At 46.5% G+C, this 17,881-nt stretch carries 14 protein-coding genes; 1 reads left to right on the top strand and 13 read right to left on the bottom strand.

Annotated features, from left to right (window positions below; translation table 11 throughout):
• Positions 1-58 precede the first annotated feature (58 nt).
• The 4 genes from G7Y46_RS00955 to glmS form a co-directional block, all read right to left on the bottom strand.
• On the bottom strand, positions 59-2,068 hold the full coding sequence (locus tag G7Y46_RS00955; protein WP_165251762.1) for a hypothetical protein: 2,010 nt from the start codon (positions 2,066-2,068) through the stop codon (positions 59-61).
• Positions 2,069-2,228: 160 nt separating this feature from the next.
• On the bottom strand, positions 2,229-3,134 hold the full coding sequence (locus G7Y46_RS00950) for an NAD(P)H-hydrate dehydratase (protein ID WP_165251760.1): 906 nt from the start codon (positions 3,132-3,134) through the stop codon (positions 2,229-2,231).
• Positions 3,135-3,149: 15 nt separating this feature from the next.
• The gene (acpS, locus tag G7Y46_RS00945) at positions 3,150-3,746 is read right to left on the bottom strand and encodes a holo-ACP synthase (RefSeq protein WP_165251758.1); all 597 of its coding nucleotides are present in this window, start codon (positions 3,744-3,746) and stop codon (positions 3,150-3,152) included.
• Entirely contained in the window at positions 3,746-5,611 is a 1,866-nt protein-coding gene (glmS, locus tag G7Y46_RS00940; protein ID WP_165251756.1) for a glutamine--fructose-6-phosphate transaminase (isomerizing), read from the bottom strand. The genes acpS and glmS overlap by 1 nt, the downstream gene beginning before the upstream one ends.
• A gap of 219 nt (positions 5,612-5,830) precedes the next feature.
• Between glmS and G7Y46_RS00935 the strand changes: the two genes are divergently transcribed.
• The gene (locus G7Y46_RS00935; RefSeq protein WP_165060538.1) at positions 5,831-6,277 is read left to right on the top strand and encodes a PadR family transcriptional regulator; all 447 of its coding nucleotides are present in this window, start codon (positions 5,831-5,833) and stop codon (positions 6,275-6,277) included.
• Positions 6,278-6,320: 43 nt separating this feature from the next.
• On the opposite strand, the gene G7Y46_RS00930 is transcribed toward G7Y46_RS00935, so the two are convergent.
• The 9 genes from G7Y46_RS00930 to G7Y46_RS00890 all read right to left on the bottom strand — a co-directional run bounded on the left by G7Y46_RS00930 (position 6,321) and on the right by G7Y46_RS00890 (position 17,856).
• Positions 6,321-6,749 (bottom strand): GNAT family N-acetyltransferase, encoded by a 429-nt coding sequence (locus tag G7Y46_RS00930; protein WP_165251754.1) that lies wholly within the window; start codon positions 6,747-6,749, stop codon positions 6,321-6,323.
• Between the two features lie 9 nt (positions 6,750-6,758).
• Complete coding sequence (locus tag G7Y46_RS00925) at positions 6,759-7,733, bottom strand: DUF169 domain-containing protein (RefSeq protein ID WP_165251752.1); 975 nt, start codon at positions 7,731-7,733, stop codon at positions 6,759-6,761.
• Positions 7,726-9,036: a radical SAM protein gene (locus G7Y46_RS00920; protein WP_165251750.1), complete on the bottom strand. Its 1,311-nt coding sequence runs from the start codon at positions 9,034-9,036 to the stop codon at positions 7,726-7,728. The genes G7Y46_RS00925 and G7Y46_RS00920 overlap by 8 nt, the downstream gene beginning before the upstream one ends.
• A gap of 53 nt (positions 9,037-9,089) precedes the next feature.
• A complete protein-coding gene (locus G7Y46_RS00915; RefSeq protein ID WP_165060546.1) occupies positions 9,090-9,959 on the bottom strand; it encodes a DUF2064 domain-containing protein in 870 nt (289 codons plus the stop codon).
• Between the two features lie 9 nt (positions 9,960-9,968).
• A complete protein-coding gene (locus tag G7Y46_RS00910; protein WP_165251748.1) occupies positions 9,969-12,218 on the bottom strand; it encodes a molybdopterin-dependent oxidoreductase in 2,250 nt (749 codons plus the stop codon).
• Positions 12,219-12,230: 12 nt separating this feature from the next.
• Positions 12,231-13,202 (bottom strand): heterodisulfide reductase-related iron-sulfur binding cluster, encoded by a 972-nt coding sequence (locus G7Y46_RS00905; protein WP_165251746.1) that lies wholly within the window; start codon positions 13,200-13,202, stop codon positions 12,231-12,233.
• Between the two features lie 90 nt (positions 13,203-13,292).
• Entirely contained in the window at positions 13,293-14,294 is a 1,002-nt protein-coding gene (gene nrfD / locus G7Y46_RS00900) for an NrfD/PsrC family molybdoenzyme membrane anchor subunit (protein ID WP_165251744.1), read from the bottom strand.
• Positions 14,291-14,872, bottom strand: coding sequence for a 4Fe-4S dicluster domain-containing protein (locus G7Y46_RS00895; protein ID WP_165060558.1), 582 nt, complete (start codon positions 14,870-14,872; stop codon positions 14,291-14,293). The genes nrfD and G7Y46_RS00895 overlap by 4 nt, the downstream gene beginning before the upstream one ends.
• Positions 14,872-17,856 carry a molybdopterin-dependent oxidoreductase gene (locus G7Y46_RS00890; RefSeq protein ID WP_165251742.1) on the bottom strand — a complete coding sequence of 995 codons (2,985 nt, stop codon included), beginning with the start codon at positions 17,854-17,856 and terminating at the stop codon, positions 14,872-14,874. Before G7Y46_RS00890 ends, G7Y46_RS00895 begins: the two co-directional genes overlap by 1 nt.
• Between the last annotated feature and the right edge of the window lie 25 nt (positions 17,857-17,881).

Raw genomic sequence — 17,881 nt, 5'->3', positions numbered from 1 at the left:
CTCCGTTAATTACTTTTAAGCATATTTGCAAGATTATACAGCAAGCATAATCAATAGCTTATTTCTTAAGCACGGTAAGATCTTCAACGCTATAGCGCAAAGCATCTTCGTATTCCTCGCGATCGAATTTAAGCGAACTAATATCAATAGTAACTGTAGCATTGGCGCCGTCCTGACTATCAAGACTATAGGCGCTACCATAGTCGCGCTGTAAGTTACTAAGAAAATCGCTACATGATGCTTCGTCGGGGAAACCAAGTACCATTTTTGTAGTTTGGCACTTTCCTTCTGCGTTAAAAGTTACCGTGTCGTTTACCGTGTAAGATATTCCATCAGATGTGGTAGCAGTATATTCATAAATAACTGTACCCGACTGATCGGCATTGCTAGAAGACTTCGACGAACTTAATCCCGATGAAGCCGCTCCATTAGAATTTTGCGAAGATGAAATTTGCGCAGAAGATTGCTGGGATGATGACGCTGCCGGCACAATAGCGTCAAGCTTTAAAGTGCCGCTATAAATAAGGAATGCAACAACAGCAGCTGCCAAAACAAGCACAGCAACAACAGCAATTATGATGCTGCGTCTGCGTTTTCTCTTTTTATCAGCTTTTTTCATACCATCGGCAATAGACACAGGTGCTTCGTCAAACAAAGACGAGTCTCCAATGGAGTCATCTATGTGCGAGGTATCATAGGTTTGCCCCTTCGCAGGCACCTTAGCATCTACATTGTTAAGAGATTCACGACCTGCATTCAGATTTCCTGTGCTGGCATTGTTATTAGCAGGCGTAGGTGCCATTTTTATACTTACGGTACTTGCCTGCGTATTGATACGAGGATTGTTCGGCATATCACGCGGAACCGCAGCAGCGCTACGTTTCCAAGAACCCATACCCCGAGGAACAGTATATGAATCGGCAGCAGAGGCAGACGGGAATGGTCGGCTTTCTGTTCTAGATGCACCGGATACAGACCCGCCAGATAACGCTGAAGATGGAATACTTATGCTAGGCGATTTTGCTGCAGAAGCTGTCTTAGCTACCTGCGGCTGGGTACTACCAATAGCCTCGCGAGGATTGTTAACAGCCTTCTTTGTTGCAGAAGCAGCAGGCGCTGATGCAGCAGAAGAAGCCGATGCCATTGCAGTATGCGCATTGAAAGCCGATTCAGACCAAGGACGCTTTATAAATCCGCTAGATGTATCTGAGTGATTTGTACGCCTTCCTCCGTCAGCCTTACTAACTTTGTTAGCACTATCAACAGATATAGAAGGCTCAGAAGATACAGGGATAGCATCGCTGCGCCCAGAAACCGGTTGAGATACATATCCATTATCGTAACCATAAGGTTCTTGTCCTACACCATAGGAAGAAGGATATGCGCCATGTGGTGAATAGGCAGATTGCATTTGCGCATTCCATCCGCCATTTGGCAACACGACTGAAGCCGGCGCAGACGGCTCAGGCTCGTCTACCCCATACATAAGATTATTAGGTATAGACGGAAACTTCGACGCGAATTGCTCTAATGCACCAACATTGTGACTGTAGCTTTTATTCCAAGTACGCTCTTGGCGATTCACGCGATCGTAGGCAATGCGTTGCTCTGGGCGATTTTCGCGAAGATCTTGTGTATCCCTATAATCGCGAGTCGGTTGAGGTCTACGAGTTTGATCCCGCGTGTCGCGACCGTGAGCAGCTGCACGCACTGGCTGCTGATCGTAGTCTTGATTGTAATCCTGCTCATAATCGTAATCATCAAAGAAATCGTCTTCAGAAACCTCAGGGATTGCTTTTTCAATTATGACGTGCAACGAAGGTTCGGCAGGCTTCTGTCGCACTTCTTGCGGCTTGTGTTTTTTCGTTTTCTTCTGACGCTCAATTTCCGCACGGCGTTCAGCTTCATGCTGACGCTTGCGCTGTTCTTTTTCGGCAGCAGAAGGAGATCCCGTTAGCATGTCTAAAGATAAGTGCACATAAGGGTTGGAGTTCATTGGCTCCAACTCGCGCAGCGTAATGCTATCCGGATCGCCGTTAATATTTGGGTTGTCTTGATAATTAGCCATTTGTGCTTATTATACACGCGACTAAACCATTAGACACCTAATCAAATAAAGGAAAAGCCTACGTTACACAACGTTTACAAATATCGAGTGTTTAGCAAAAGCGTTCATTAAGAGAATTACGCTACATTAGTCGAAACAAAACTACTTGCAGAAAATAGAATTAGCTGCAGCAAAGTATAGCGTCAGGTATATTAAACGCCACATCTTCTGCACATACCGAAATGTCTCCCAATTTTGCCTGAGCTGCCCTGCCGGCTTCCGCGTGAAGCGTAGCACCCAAAACGCAAGCATCTATGTCTTCTAAACCTTGCGCTAGAAGCGATCCTACCATGCCAGCCAATACATCGCCGCTGCCCGCTTTCGCAAGAGATGATGTCCCTTGCTTCATACAAAACACCAAAGGTGTACAGCTTGGCGTGCCAGGCGAGCTTATGAAAGAAACAGGACCTTTCAGCAGAACAACAGCATTAAAAGCATCGGATAACTTGGCACTAAACGAAGCGTATTTATCCATGTCAGAATCGGTGTCTGGCACACAAATGCCTGAAGCATCTGCCATATAGGTTGCCTCGCCTAAATGCGGAGTTATCACAAGAGGAACGCTGTGTATGTTTCGCTGACTCGCAAGCTTAATACCCGCAACAGTGGATAGAGCAGATATCGCCCCTCCATCTACAATAAGCGGCACTTGCGCCTTTTCAACAATGGAAAGCACAGTTGACAATTGCCACGCATCGCCTGCATCTATTCCGGGTCCCACTAAACAAGCGCCAAAATGATGCGACGCGCTCAATTTTGACACATCAAAAGTTTCCCAATCCCTAGCTACAACCGAGGGTCGCCAAGATTGAACGATTGGCACCGATTCCGAAGAACAAAATACCTCAACATATCCCGCTCCCATAAGCTGCGCCGCCACTGACGACAAACATACAGCACCGGGATACACACTAGCGCCGCCCACTATTGTTAATTTGCCGCGTGAATACTTATTAGCATCAACTTTAGGATGAGGAAGAAGCGAACTAAGCTTTTCAGCTGTGTATTGTTCTATACGCACGTTCATTCATAATCCCTAATACTATAAGTTAGCAAATTTAGCATCTGGGATAACCACTGACGAATTTACACATTCAGACTTTTGTGCAGGAATTTCATCTAGCATGCCCCGCGCTTCCTTAAACTGACGCGAAAGTTCTTCTGTCATATCAACTCGCTTCTCGCCGGCGCGTATGGAAGCCTCGGTTATTGCTATAGCGCAAGCAATAGCATCGGTTGCTGTATACGACAAAGATATAGGAATTTCCCTAACACCCATATCAACTGCTTTTCGCTTGGCGTTTCCTGTAAGCACCGCAAATGGTCTTCCGTTTTTGGATCTTCTAACCTCAATATCGCGAACTCCAATACCTTCAGCAAAACCCGTGCCAAGAGCTTTCACTACAGCTTCCTTAGCAGCAAATCGAGTAGCGTAGTGTAGCGCCGGATCGGCTGTAGCATTACAGTAGTTTTGCTCTTCTTGCGAAAAAGCTCTTCGCGAAAACGCCGGAGAGCGCTTCAATATTTCGCGAATGCGGGAAACCTCCACTATATCGACGCCTAATCCAACCTGACCTTCTGCAACATGCATCGACATTGCATCGTCTATAGCAGCTTGTACTTTTTTCGATCTAGCCATTATTCCACCGTCACAGATTTAGCGAGATTGCGCGGCTGGTCTACATCGCATCCGCGCGACAAAGCAATAGAACGCGCGAAAAGCTGCAGCGGAACACTTGCAAGAATGGGACTTAATGCATCGCGAACATGCGGAATATATATTACGTAGTCGGCATGAGATTTTATATCCTCGTCACCTTCCGTAGCGATTGCCACCACCATGGCACCACGCGCACGGCTCTCCTGCAAATTCGACAAAACTTTATCGTATGTAGGAGAATTCGTTGCTATGGCTATTACGGGAAAACCCTCGTCAATAAGCGCAATAGGTCCGTGCTTCATTTCACCTGCCGCATACGATTCAGCATGTAAATAGCTTATTTCTTTCAGCTTTAAAGCACCCTCATGAGCTACAGCAGCACCCATTCCGCGCCCTATGAATAGTGCGCTTGTCGCATCTTTACAAGCTTGTGCAGCCTTATCTATATCAGTCGTGTCAGAAAGAATGCGCTCTACCATTTCAGCAGTATCGGCTAACTCGCTATAAAGCTGACGAATATGAGCGCTTGTTAGTTTTCCTCTTGTTTGCGCTAACAGCATAGCCAAAAGCGTCAACGACACCACTTGTCCAAGAAAACTTTTTGTAGACGCAACAGCTATCTCTTTGTTCGCCTTTGTGTAAATAACACCATCAGACTCGCGCGCCACAGGGCTGCCCACAACATTCGTTATACCAAAAACACGAGCACCTTTCACTCGTGCATCGCGAATAGCAGCCAATGTATCAGCTGTTTCACCTGATTGCGAAACCGCAACAACAAGTGTAGTAGGCGTGATTATTGGATTTCTGTAGCGAAATTCGCTAGCAACTTCAACTTCGCATGGAATGCGCGCCCAACCCTCTATCAAGTTTTTTGCTATAAGACCAGCATGGTAACTGGTGCCACACGCTATAACGTATACGCGATCTATCAGATTTAACTCTTCAGGACTTAATGTAAGTTCATCTATAGAAACGCTATTGCCTACCAATCTGCCTGCCAGAGTATCGCGAATTACTCTAGGCTGCTCATAAATTTCTTTCAGCATAAAATCGGGATATCCAGTTTTTTCCGCCAAATCAATATCCCAATCTATATAAGTAATTGGCACATCAATTTCGTTCAAGCCCGCGCTACCCTGTTCAAAACACGTTATTGAGTTAGGGGTAAGCAGAGCTAGTTGATAATCTGAAAGTACTTGAATATTGCGCGTGGAATCAAGCATGGCTATAACATCGGATGCAACATATGCCCCCGTTTCACCCATGCCTACTACAAGCGGAGAATCTTTCCTAGTAGCCACAATAGCAGAAGGAAAATCATCATTCATAACAGCAAGCGCATAAGAACCGACCAAGTGCGATGTAGCCTCTGAAACAGCATCAACAAAAGCAAGCAACTTGTTGTCATATTCTCTTTGCAGCGATTTCTTGTATGCATCTTCAATAAGATGCGCTACCACCTCAGAATCTGTATCGCTTCTAAAGTGATGCCCTGCGCCTTCAAGACTCTCGCGTAATTCCCCAAAATTTTCAATTATGCCATTGTGAACAATAGATATGCGACCATCGCATGAAGTATGCGGGTGCGCATTAGCCTCTGATGGTCTACCATGCGTCGCCCATCTGGTGTGTCCAATGCCACAAAACCCCTGTATATCTAAAGAATTAAGCGAAGCCTGAAGTTCTGACACCCTGCCTCGCCTACAGACCACATTAGTAGAATCTTCGTCTTGAACAGCCACACCAGCTGAATCGTATCCGCGATATTCTAGGCGACTAAGCCCCTCAAGAAGTATGTTACACGCAGGTTTATTTCCTGTATAACCGACTATCCCACACATATTCCACCGACTTTCAAATAGGTATGCAAGCATTGTAATGGAATCACTTAGTACCGCACAATCAATGTCAAAAGTGTTAATAGTGCATATTTTCATAATGTGCATTTTTGAAATATCGCACTATTCAAACCCTTCAGAAATAAAATATTGGCTCTCTGATAATATTTATGATTTAATTTATATGTTACTGACCAAATCACTTTAGAAGAGGCATCCATTATGTGGGGCAACTGTCATCCAAGATCCGACGAAGATCTTAAAGAATGCGCCGAATTAGGTAAGTCGCTCAATAGATTGTCGCAACCGACCATACTTATAATAATGGCACAGTATCAAAAGCCTATGCATGGCTATATTATTGTGCAAAAAGCTGCCGGCTCTCCAATGTTTGGCGGCAAGAAGCCAGATGCAACAGGAATTTATCGTGCCCTTAAACGTATGGAGGAATCTGGGCTTGTTACATCGGAATGGGAAATGCCGGCAGAAGGTTCAGCGAAACGCATGTTTTCCCTTACAGATAAAGGCTATAAGTGCCTGCGGCGCTGGATAGATGCATTGGCTTGCTATACGTTAACGCTTCAAGAATTGCGTGCTCAAGCAGCTACCGCACTGGGAATAGATCTTCCACCTACACCTGAATGTTCGCACCCAATGTATGAAGAGTAAAAAAGCCCGCATACGGGCTTTTTTATTATCGAGAAATTCAGTTTTACAACATACGCCTCATCGGCTGTGGTCTGCATTCTTCGCGCCAGCTACAATTATCACAGTCCTCAGAAACCCCATGCACAATTAAACTCCAATCGCAGCATTGAAAGCCCATCTTGTCGTAAAACGGCTTCGAAGCACCGCGAGAAACCAAACGAAGCTCACCGTATTGTGCCAAAGCCGCATCGGTTAAAAAACTTCCTACGCCATACCCGCGCCAAGTCGGAAAAACTACTACAGGGTTTACATATGCTTTGCCGTTTTCCCCTATCGCAATGCGAATGAAGCCTACCACTTCATCGGCTTCATTAACTGCAACCGTAACACCTTCTAAGCTATCAAATGTATCCATACCTTCCATGCCAAGCATCAATTCAAGCGCTTGACGATCGAGTTCAGCTGCAGAACGTAAAGTAAATAGTGCAGTCATAGGACACCACTACATAATAGGTGGGACATATATCTTGTTGCGCGAATCCGGAATGGCTTTCTTAGCCAATTCAGTTAATCCGCGAACGACTGTAGGCATAGCAGATGTAGGCATACCCATAAACATCATATCTTCACCTATATCACTTGCCGCGCGACACCCATAACAACCAAATGTAATGTTAGGCTGGTCTTCCATCATGGGGTACAAAACCGCCTCTACGCACATAGAGTTATAACCACTTGCATGAAAATCAAAACGATGCCCAGTGTAGTAGCTCATAGACATACATAGCCACATCATCTGTTCAGGGGTACCCGTAAACACAACCACTTCGGGCTTGCGCAGCGTTTTTGCAAGCGGCGCAACATACGTAGCGCGGCGACTATGCGGTGGCAGCGTAGGTCGCTCGGCTACCATTTGGGCTGCAGCTTCAGCGTTTACAAGTTTGTGAAAAAGCACATATATCTCGCCTGTTGCCAGCTTTTCAGGCACACCGGTCATCCCAAAAATGGATGTGCCATCCGGACAAGAATGACGGAAAGGTGGCATCAAAATACTAGCACCCCTCCTAGCTGCCATCATCGCTTGGCAGAAGCGCAAATTCTCGGCAGGCATAGGCACGTCTGGCAGTAATTCATCTTTTTCTATAAGACTAACCGCAACAGGTTGCCAGCGTAAACCAAGTTTTTCCATTGATATATCTTGCCATTGCTCGTAAAGCTGCTGCGTCTCTAAAGATATCGGTTTAGCACGCGGCTCGTCCTTGAATGGGTCGAATGAAGAATCTCCTGTAGCCTCTACGGACAAAGCACGCTTAGGGCAATTCCCCGAACAAGTCATACATCCGACGCATTCGTCTATATTTAAAACTGTAGGATATCCGTCGCTTCCTATACCCAGCATCTCGCATGGGCAAAATGCCACACACAGCCCGCACTTCACACAAACGTCAGGATTATGCTTAATACGATAATCAGCCATTTATATCCTCCTTGCACCATGGCGGATATATTCGCCGACCCGCCGTATCGGTAAGATGATACGAACAGAACGGAATAGCGCGCCCATCGGGCATCGCTACCATCATTGAACATTCACGAAGACGCTGCGTATCCATACTAAATGCGTCCATATAGTTCATTATGATAATTGATATACCATCTTCTACTTGAACACCCTTTTTATAAAGTATGTCTAAAAATACCGATCCTTGCGGCGAATCTGGGCTGTAGCCTTGCTCATATTCGGTCTGAGTCATTCTGCGCGTAGCAGGATAAAAGCCGCTTTCATGTTCGGCATCTTCGCTTTTCACCAAGAATACGCCTGTGTCACAAAGCGGATTAGAACAACCTAGCGGCCATATATCGTGAACATCTAAGAGTCCATCAGACTGCTCCGCCAAAGCAAAAATTACATCACCCGAACTCATAGGCTTAACACGATGCGCATCAAAACGTCCAGATGTAAACGCGGGCTGCAACGCAATGCCAGCTACTACATCAGAGTTTTCCATAGCGAAACGAAGAATATCGCCCAATTGACCATCGTTCAAACCGGCAACTACGGCAACTGACAGCACAACTTGAATACCCACTTCGCGGCATCGCTTAATAGCGCGCAACTTTACATCTAGTATGTCGCGCCCACATGTAGCCTCATAAACATTACCCGTAAGCCCGTCGAATGACAAATAAACCCCAGTAAGACCGGCAGCCACTAAGTCTTCCAAATACCCAGATCGCTGCGCTATAACAAGTCCGTTTGTGTTTACTTCTATACCCCAAAAGCCTTTGCTGCGACCCATGAATATAATCTCGTGTAAGTCTTTACGAGTAGTGGGCTCACCACCGGTTAACTGCACAGCTCCGTCCAGACCGACCGCGCTTTCTATCGCATCATACATCGCGCTTATTTCTTCTAAAGTAGGATCGTATTCCCCACTTTCCGAACTGGCGAAACATACCGGACAATGCAAATTGCAGTTACGGGTAACTTCTATTTCAAGCAGCGTGCCGCGCCGTTGGTGACGTGCGCATGTACCGCACCCAAACGGACACGCATCAACTATAGGCTCGGGGTTTGCAGGACGAACTTTTGGAAAGGCATGCGTTCGCAACCATTCATAGTGTTGTGCGTCGGGCCACATCCTAGTTTCTAAGTAACCATGCTCAGGACATGTGCGACCCATCCATACAACGCCGTCATCATCGGCAAACACTTCAGCTGGATATTCCTTCAAACACGTTGGACAAAGAGCCCCTGTTTTGTGAAGTTCTCTTCTCAAATTTTCCCTACTTCAATAGCGAATTTGTAATGTTAAAGTTTCTAGGTAAATTCCTAATTTTCAGAGTCGATATACTGACGCGGATCATGCTCTTCATTAGGCGGCGTGCTTACAGTAATTCCCATAAAGTCAACCCAGCGAAGCACGCGACTTGGAATAAACAGCTCATGTTGATATTGCGCAGCTTGCTCTATTGCTCTCATGCAAGATATGGCGTGTGCTAAATCTACCTTTTCATCAATGTCGGCAATTGGCGAAAAATAAGAAACGGGGATGTTCATTTTTGCCGTTTTCGCCATATAGGCATCTAAGGCAGCTACACCATTTTTGTTGTAATAGACTCCTTGATGATTTATCGGAGTATCGCTCGAAAAGCCTACAAGAGAGGTGCCACACTCTTGACACGGTGCGCACACAAAACCGGGTGTTCCTTGTGCATGATAGTAATCAAGCCACTGAAATGCCTGAGTAACGTGCGATTTTGGCATAGTGGGAATATCGCCACCAACAGATACTATATGCTCATATCCCATTTCAAATATTTGGTGAAATGCATCATCAAAATGATCATCGAACGTTGCACCAGAATCTGTTATGTAGTGTATCTCCATCGGCCAAGGACCTATAGCATCAAACGTATCACGCATTATAGGTAAGTTAGATTCAGGTGTTGTAGATATAAAGAAATCGTAGGTTATACGATCGGCTGTTGGATCAGATTCAACTAGCGCATCATTTTCAGCTTGCAGCTCCATCAAAGCCTGCATGCTTGCTTCGCACACATCGTATAGGCATAATTTGAAAAATTGCGCAGCTTGTTCATCGGTTAAAAATCCACCGTTTTTTTTAGTCATGCGAGTTTTAACCATTCCGGGAATTGGAGGTTTGCTAAAAACCAGAAGCGCCTGCTTTCTATCCGCCACGTTATCTCCTTACATATCGGTACTCGGCTCATCCCAGCTAAGTACTTTATCTAGTTTCTTTGCCATACAATCCAGCGCATTGTACGACCATGTACCAATAAGAGCCTCCGATTGATCAAGCGAACACGATGTCAAGCAGTTTATGTTGCTCTCCCACATTCCACCCAATCGACCATCATCTCCCCATTCGGGGTGCCACCAACCGTAATCGGCATGAATTAAATCATCTGCCATAGAAGCAATTACTACTTTGAAAGCGGCTTGCCCATTGTCAGTTGCCAATATTACACTATCACCAAGTTTAACCCCAAGCCTATTCGCCGTAACTTCATTCATTTCTACTTCAGGATAAGGACGCATCTTTCTAAAAGATGGAATATTCATATACATAGAAGCGTTGTAGGGCTGCTTTCTGCCACCCGTAATCAGATATAGATGCATCCAGTTATCGCATTCCTTTTCAGTAATGAACTCCGACGAACAAAGCTGTCTGGCATGCCCGGACTCAGGCAATCTCTGTCCACCCAATTTTGGTAATAGTTCGCTTGCAAGCTCTATTTTGCCAGTAGTAGTAGCAAAACCAAATGGACGCATTTCATCATCGGTCATTAAATGCTTCATATAACCCGGTGGTCTAAAATACAACCCCTGTTCGCAGTATTCTTCCCACGACATTCCAGCAGGAGCCAAAGTTTGACTGCACGCTTGCTCAAATGTAGCGCTACGCCAATTTTCCTTTTGCCCTAATCTAATACCCAAGGCACGGAATATGTCGTAGTCAGTTTTTCTTTCATAATAAGGCTTTACAGCTGCCGCCCCACCATAAGCAATATTTCCCACCCCTCCATGTGCCTGAAATGTAGGTCGCTCAATAGCAGCAGCTGAAGGAAGCACATAGTCAGCAATTTGAGCGGTAGGAGTCATGTAATAATCGAGCACCACAATTAAGTCGAGTCCCATAAGGGCATTGTATACACGATGCGTATCAGCATATGTGAGTAGTGGATTTGTAGCCTCTACTATTAAAGCACGAACCGCATACGGCTCAGATGTCTCCATAGCGCGCAAAACCAAATCGGGATGGGCTGATGTAAGATATCGAACCGGCAGCTTTCGTCCTGCTTTCTCGGTCAGCGCTTCCACCTGCTTATAGCCCTCATAACATTGCAGAGGCGTATACTTTGTATTCAGGCACAACTTGGATAACTCATCCATGTGTTGAAGCGTTAGCTCAAGATCGGCTTCGCTTACAAAATCGCTACCTTCGGCTATAACACAAGAACCCGGAACATCTATATTGCCAGTTATAGCCCGCAAACAACAAATTGCTCTGTGTGTTGGCGCTACAGATTGACCCACCTGATCTATACCTCTGCCAGATATTAAAGCGCTAGGAGCAAGGCTTGCGAACCAAGATGCCGCTTTGCATATATCTTCAGCCGCGATGCCGCAGATACTCTCAGCATATTCTGGCGTATAAGGCTTAATATGCTCAACCAGCTCATCGAAACCATGACACCATTCATCAACAAACTGCTTATCGTATAGTTCGTGCTCTATTATCACGTTCAACATCGATAGAGCCAGTGTGCAGTCGGTCCCCGGTTTGGGCGACAACCATAAGTCAGCAGCTTTCGCAGTACGTGTCAAACGAGGATCAATTACCACCAGCTTCGTGTCCGCCGATTTTCCAACTTTCAAAAGGGTGCGCCAAAATACTGAATTGTCAGATTCGGCAGGATTCGTTCCCCAAATAAACACACACCCGGTTTCTGGGCGTATGTCAGCTTCCACCGTCCATCCAAATGTTATTACATCCATCCAGATACGAGGATTCCAACAAATTTGCCCTATCCCCATATTGTTCGGCGAACCAAACAAAGTCATAAATCTATGCAGCGGCCAAAACGATGTATGCGGTCCTCCTATCATAGAAGCTAAAACGCCTGCACCATATTCTTGCTTCAAAGCACTAAGACGATTTGCGATATCATCCAGCGCCTCATCCCAAGATACGCGCATCCACTGACCAGATCCTCGCTCCCCTGTTCGCTTCAAGGGATAATTCACCCGATCGGCACCATCTAAAATGTCCAGATTCTTTTTCCAGCGATGACAACCAGCCAAAATGCGTTCGTCGTAAGGATAGCGACTTGGATCGGGCTCAAGATTAATTACTCGACCGTCCTTAACAGTTGCCAACAATCCGCAAAGGTATCCACAGAAATGACAATTTGTCTTCAGTATATTCTCAGACATTCGCCGCTCTATCTAATCGATTCTACACTCATCACAATCGTCCTCAACATTATCGAGAACAGACGAACTCATACCCTCAAACAAGCGCTGAGTATTAGAGCTATCTATGACTCCTAATGTATCATTAAACAAAAAGCGTAGTTTCATCATGTCGCCTACTTGCGACCAATTTATGCGCCAATCATATAGCATTTCCAAATAGTGAACACATTGAATATGAGGCTGTGCCATATTTAGTTGGAAATCGCAGCTCATACATGCCGTAATAATTGCGTCAGAGCCTACTTCTAGCGCTTCGCGACCATTAATGTCGGCACACTTATCAGCCTGCTTAAATTTTCCTGCAGCGCGCGGCAATGACCCACAACAAACAGATCGTCTCCAAGCATGTTTAGGATCAGCCCACATACCATCTGGTATAAGAGCCCGCAATCCACGTGCAAAATCGCCGGACTCTCTATCTGGGCAAGAATCGTGCGGACAGAATAGCACCTCCGCATTTTCATCCCCTTTAATCAGTCGAGCACATGTTTTGGGATTTAGCTTATAGCCGATATCAGCAAGTGTCTGCGGTAAAACATCTATTGCGATATCTTTCGTGCGAACATCTTTAGAAAATGCATCGCGAAGTGCCTTCACGCAATTTGGACAAGCACAAACGAACCGCTTTATGCTTGTTGCGGCAACAACATTGCGCAGTTCATCCTCAAAACTTGCACGCAACACATCGCCATTAGGTTCATAACTTAGTATTTTGCCGCAGCACAAAACCGATAATCCATCAACTTCCCCAGCATCTAGCAAGGTGTTATAAATTGCTGGAACTAACGGCATAGCATAATTCAAAAGCGAACAACCGGAGAAAAATATAGATTTACAATTTGGCACATTGCCATCTACTTTTGCGAGAGCAGCTTGCCCTTGCGTGTAAATAAGACCAACTTTATCGCCGGTCAATGCATCAATGAATTCAAAATCTACCACAGAAGCCCCCCATAAACGAGGAAAGGACCTTTTGGTCCCCTCCTCGTTACAACTCAACCTATTAAGGCTGCAACATACGAAATGTTTATCTTAGTAGATATTTTCTCCGTAAGTCCATTTTGTAACAAACTCAGCATCGCGCTTAGCAACCTTGTTGAAGTATTCATTCTCACCCGGAAGCGGTGCACGCTCGTCGCTGTTGACCACCATAAAGCGAAGCAGGCAGCCACCAAAAAGCACAAACACAGGAGCAATAACACTTGATGCAATGGTGCCATCAAGGAATATGTACATTAGCTCAGGCAAAACCAAGCCAACCGCTATCATGCCGCCCCAGAAAGCAAGTGCATAAGAACCGTGTACCCACTTGTGAGCAACCTTATTTGCAGTCTTGTTGCCAGCACCCAAGAAAGAAAGCACCATAACAAGTAATACCACTATTTCACAAACAACCAAAACAACATCTACAGTATGCAGAATGTGCTTGCACTCTTGAGATGCAAGAATGTTCATTACTCCAGCCTCTGTAAATATAGAAGTGGTTGCGGGCCACCATCCAATAGACAGCGCTATGGCTGCGCATGCGGTAGAAAGAGCAGAGATGGTGAACAGCACTGGCAATGCCGGAGTAGCCCAAAATGCATGAGATTTCAAGGTAGACAGGAAGATGCCAGTGTATAGCATGATGCAAGTGCCTGCGATACCAGCAATAGCAAGGTTTAATCCGCGGAAGAAGACGAACAGGTCAGCGACTGGTCTAAACCAATCCCAAGGCACATAGCTTACAAACCAAAGCAGACCAAAAATCATGCATACAGTCAGCAATCTAGCACCCCAAGCAAGAACGCTTGTGCTCTTTACAAACGCGCGATAAAAAACCATAGGTTGCCCAAGGTCGGCCACCAACATCAAGCAGCCAAAGCCAAGGCAGCAGATACCGATGAAGCACGGCCATGCCAAAGCCGTAGGAACCGCCTCAATTCCCGGAAACAAGATGAGAGATAGAACAGCTGAGAGGCAGAAGATGCCGCCGCCCAAGCCTCCGAGGAACAGATAAACGGGTATCGGCCATTTCCAAAAGTGATGTCTCATTTTGCCGTACCTCCAAGGTCAGGAATGTAGTAAATTTGCGGACCAGTACCCATATCTTCGAGAAGACGGAATGTCTCTACAGAGCCGATAAGTTTCGATACTTCTGATTCGGGATCATCCAAGTCACCAAAGATACGAGCCTTCTGATGGCAAGTCTGTACGCAATACGGATCGCGACCGGGTTCATTCTGGCGACGATCGCGGCAGAAAGTGCACTTGCGCACAAAGCGATGCAATGCAGGTTGCAGCTTCGACTGATCACGCATGCCGTAAGGACACGCATTAACACATGCAAGACAAGCCATGCATTTGTCGTAATCAATCCAGACAGTGCCGTCGTCATCTTGCTGGCTAGCTCCAGTAGGACAACAAGGAACACAAGCTGGCTTCTCGCAATGCATGCACAGCGTAGGAATCCAGTTACGATGAACGTTAGGCCATTCGCCTTTAACGCCTTCAGTTAGAACCGGATTATAGATGATATCGAGCGGAAGCTCGTTCCATGTGCGGCAAGCAACGGTGCAGGATTGGCACCCAATGCAGCGCCGCTGATCTATGACCATGACGTATCTTGTCATTATTCCTCCTCCTGCGCCGCAGCTATTTCATCAGATGCCTCAGCCGCAGCCTGCGCATCCGCATAATCGCCCGCGTCTGCCATTGCAGCTGCCGCAGCATCAGCCTCAACATGAGCTTCAGCCACACCTGCATTAATTGGCTCATAAGACATGGTGTAGCGTGCACCGGTTTCCATATCTACAAGATTGTTCTCATTAGGATCGTATGCATAACCCATATGCTGGTCATAATAGACATTGTCTTCTATTCCCATAACCCACTGAGTATCGGGGTTAAAAATCTTGCCTTCGCCCTTAGCACCAGCAAACGTTGCGTAGCCCTTTTCGGCGTCCCAAATAAGAGCTTGGCTAGTAATCTCAAACGGAGCCTCAGCCGTGCCGGGATACAGACGCACTCCAGCCAATTCTTGAATCTCTTGACGATCCATCGTGTATTTCTTACCGGTTGACGTATCAACTAGGCACTGTTGGTTAGCATCGTAGTGCCATCCGGTGTATGCATCTACATAAGACTTATCTTTCGGATCGATTAGCCAACCAGATTCATCCAGTTTGAAACCGGTACCCTTCTGGTAAAGCTGATCGTCTTGCCAAGTCCAAACATAGCCCTCGGGCACTTCTTTAGTAGGCGCAGGCTTCTCAAACGGAATAGGCTCACGACAAGTCTTCATCTCCGAATAAGTCATATGAATGCCGGGTTCTTTAGCCGAGCCCGGAATGGAGAACTGTGCGTCTTCTGAACGGAATACATTATCCAGATCGCCGCACTTGTACACCTTGCACATCAAACCACGGTTGTTCCAAGAACCGCCCATAGGATCGCAATCCCAATCGTCAACAGACGTTAAAGTGTTTACGTTCGACTCTAGGCAACCAAACGGATTGTCGGGATCAGCCGCGCCATCGCGCTCGGGGAACCACCAACCACGCGGGCACATAACGACACGCGGGTCAACAATAGGCTCTACACCAGCACGCATCTTAATACGACCGCGGCGTGTTTCAATCCAACACCAATCGCCCTGCTTGATATCTAGCTTATCTGCAAGGTCGGGGTTGATGCAGAAATACGGATCGGGATAGAGATAACGAATTCCCTGCATCTGGAAGTGCTCGGAATGGTGATATGGCATAAAACCACCACCGGTGGTTAGAACAATAGGATATTCTTCAGCAACTTCAGGTGTTGTCAGTTCGCTTTCAGCCATACCTGTGTAAATTGGCATACCGGAATATCCTAGTTCGCGCAGGATAGAAGAGTTGCACTCTACCTTGCCAGAAGGAGTCCAGAAACCACCATTTTGAACGTACTTTGTCTGATGCAGCGGCGGGAAGTACATACGTACATTGTCAACAAACTCGTTGTAATTATTGATTGGAAGTCCCATAGGCTCGATAACAGCCCAATACGCTTCTTCTTCAGTCTCCCATGGCCAATTTGCTGGATCTTGACCGCAGGCAAGACCAAGTTTGCGCCAGAACACCATATCGGTATGGCGATCATACTTAGGCTGTATGGCACGACGACCACCCATCAAAGAGTCGGTTGCACCATAGTGTGTAATGATAGTAGGACGCTCAAGCGCACCAGCAGCCGGGAATATATAGTCGGCTTGCAGAGCAGTAGGAGTCATCCAATAATCAACAACTACCAAAAACTCTACTTTCTTCAAAGCAGCCAGCGTCATCTTCGCATCGCCGTAAGAGTTAATGGGGTTTGTAGCGTTACAAATTAGAGCGCGCACCTGATACGGATCGCCCGTAAGGATCGCCTTAAAGATGCTTGGACCATGAGCCTCGCAGAACCACTCGGTTGGAAGCGTCTTGCCCCATTTACGCACCGCATTGTCAGATATTATCTGATATCCGGGCCAGCTAGTCAGCTTAAACTTGTCAGAACCAATCTGCTTGCTCTTCACTTCCTCGGGAAGCAGCTCATTAAGCTCTAGCTCTTCATCAGTTAGGAAATTAAGCGCAGGACCGGGCATACCGTCGCCGCCGGGAATATCTAAGTTACCGCAAATTGCGCGGATAAGCGCAAGAGCATGGCTTGCAGTAGTGGAAGTGGAACCGTTTTGATCCCACGTGCAACCCCATTGAATGCAGCCCGGACGATTCATTGCATACATGCGCGCAGCTTCACGGATTTTCTCCGCCGGCAGCCATGTGATAGGCTCAGCCCATTCAGGCGAGTAATCGATCATGTGATCTTGCAGCTCGTCAAAACCTTCGCACCATTCGGTAACAAAGTTGATGTCATACATTCCCTCAAAAATGATGGTATGCAGCATAGCTAAAGCAAGTGCAGCGTCAGAACCGGGACGCAGCGGCAGCCACAAATCGGCTTTAGATGCAGTCTCAGAATAACGCGGATCAACCACTATCATCTTCATGCCGTTTAGCTTCAGATCTGTATATCCGTGCATGCCGCCCAAAGTGGAAGCAGCCGGATTCATGCCCCATAAAATAAGAGAACGCGCAGCACCCAAATCAGTCTCAAACGGCGACCAACCAGCAACGCAAGTTTCAGCCATGAAGGTTGGAATCCAGCACAGCAGCGCGTTATGGAAGCCATTAGGTGTACCGAACTGGTTAAGGAAGCGCCTACGCGCCCAGTCGTCGGTACGCGTGGTGCCACCCGCAGATGCCACAGCTTCGGCTCCAGATTCAGCTTTGATCTGATTTAGCTTATCGGCAACCTCTTGAATCGCCTGATCGTAGGGTATCTGCTCCCATTTCCCTTCACCTTTCTCGCCCACACGCTTTAATGCATGGTTTATACGAGCAGGATGGTTTACATGAAGCAGAGCACTTGTTCCGCGGCAGCACAGACCGCCTTGGCTTGAGTAATTAGGATCACCCTCGATCTTAATTACATCGCCATCTTTGACGTAAGCGAGCACGCCGCAGTTCGCATGGCAGAAATAGCAAAGCGACTTTATGCATTGCACGTCTTCGTCGAAAATGCTTGGATTCTCGGCCATCTACCTTCCTCTTCTCCTCGTTTCT

Origin of the sequence: Adlercreutzia sp. ZJ304 (genome assembly GCF_011039075.1) — a bacterium.
Lineage (GTDB): Bacteria > Actinomycetota > Coriobacteriia > Coriobacteriales > Eggerthellaceae > Adlercreutzia_A.
Note: the sequence above shows the minus strand (reverse complement) of the source record. Positions and strands in the feature narration are given on the sequence as shown.

Coding starts and splice junctions, on each gene's coding strand:
- G7Y46_RS00925 (WP_165251752.1), bottom strand. CDS start 7,733: ATGGCTGATTATCGTATTAAGCATAATCCTGACGTTTGTGTGAAGTGC.
- G7Y46_RS00935 (WP_165060538.1), top strand. CDS start 5,831: ATGTGGGGCAACTGTCATCCAAGATCCGACGAAGATCTTAAAGAATGC.
- G7Y46_RS00955 (WP_165251762.1), bottom strand. CDS start 2,068: ATGGCTAATTATCAAGACAACCCAAATATTAACGGCGATCCGGATAGC.
- acpS (WP_165251758.1), bottom strand. CDS start 3,746: ATGGCTAGATCGAAAAAAGTACAAGCTGCTATAGACGATGCAATGTCG.
- G7Y46_RS00890 (WP_165251742.1), bottom strand. CDS start 17,856: ATGGCCGAGAATCCAAGCATTTTCGACGAAGACGTGCAATGCATAAAG.
- G7Y46_RS00895 (WP_165060558.1), bottom strand. CDS start 14,872: ATGACAAGATACGTCATGGTCATAGATCAGCGGCGCTGCATTGGGTGC.
- G7Y46_RS00950 (WP_165251760.1), bottom strand. CDS start 3,134: ATGAACGTGCGTATAGAACAATACACAGCTGAAAAGCTTAGTTCGCTT.
- G7Y46_RS00910 (WP_165251748.1), bottom strand. CDS start 12,218: ATGTCTGAGAATATACTGAAGACAAATTGTCATTTCTGTGGATACCTT.
- nrfD (WP_165251744.1), bottom strand. CDS start 14,294: ATGAGACATCACTTTTGGAAATGGCCGATACCCGTTTATCTGTTCCTC.
- G7Y46_RS00930 (WP_165251754.1), bottom strand. CDS start 6,749: ATGACTGCACTATTTACTTTACGTTCTGCAGCTGAACTCGATCGTCAA.
- glmS (WP_165251756.1), bottom strand. CDS start 5,611: ATGTGTGGGATAGTCGGTTATACAGGAAATAAACCTGCGTGTAACATA.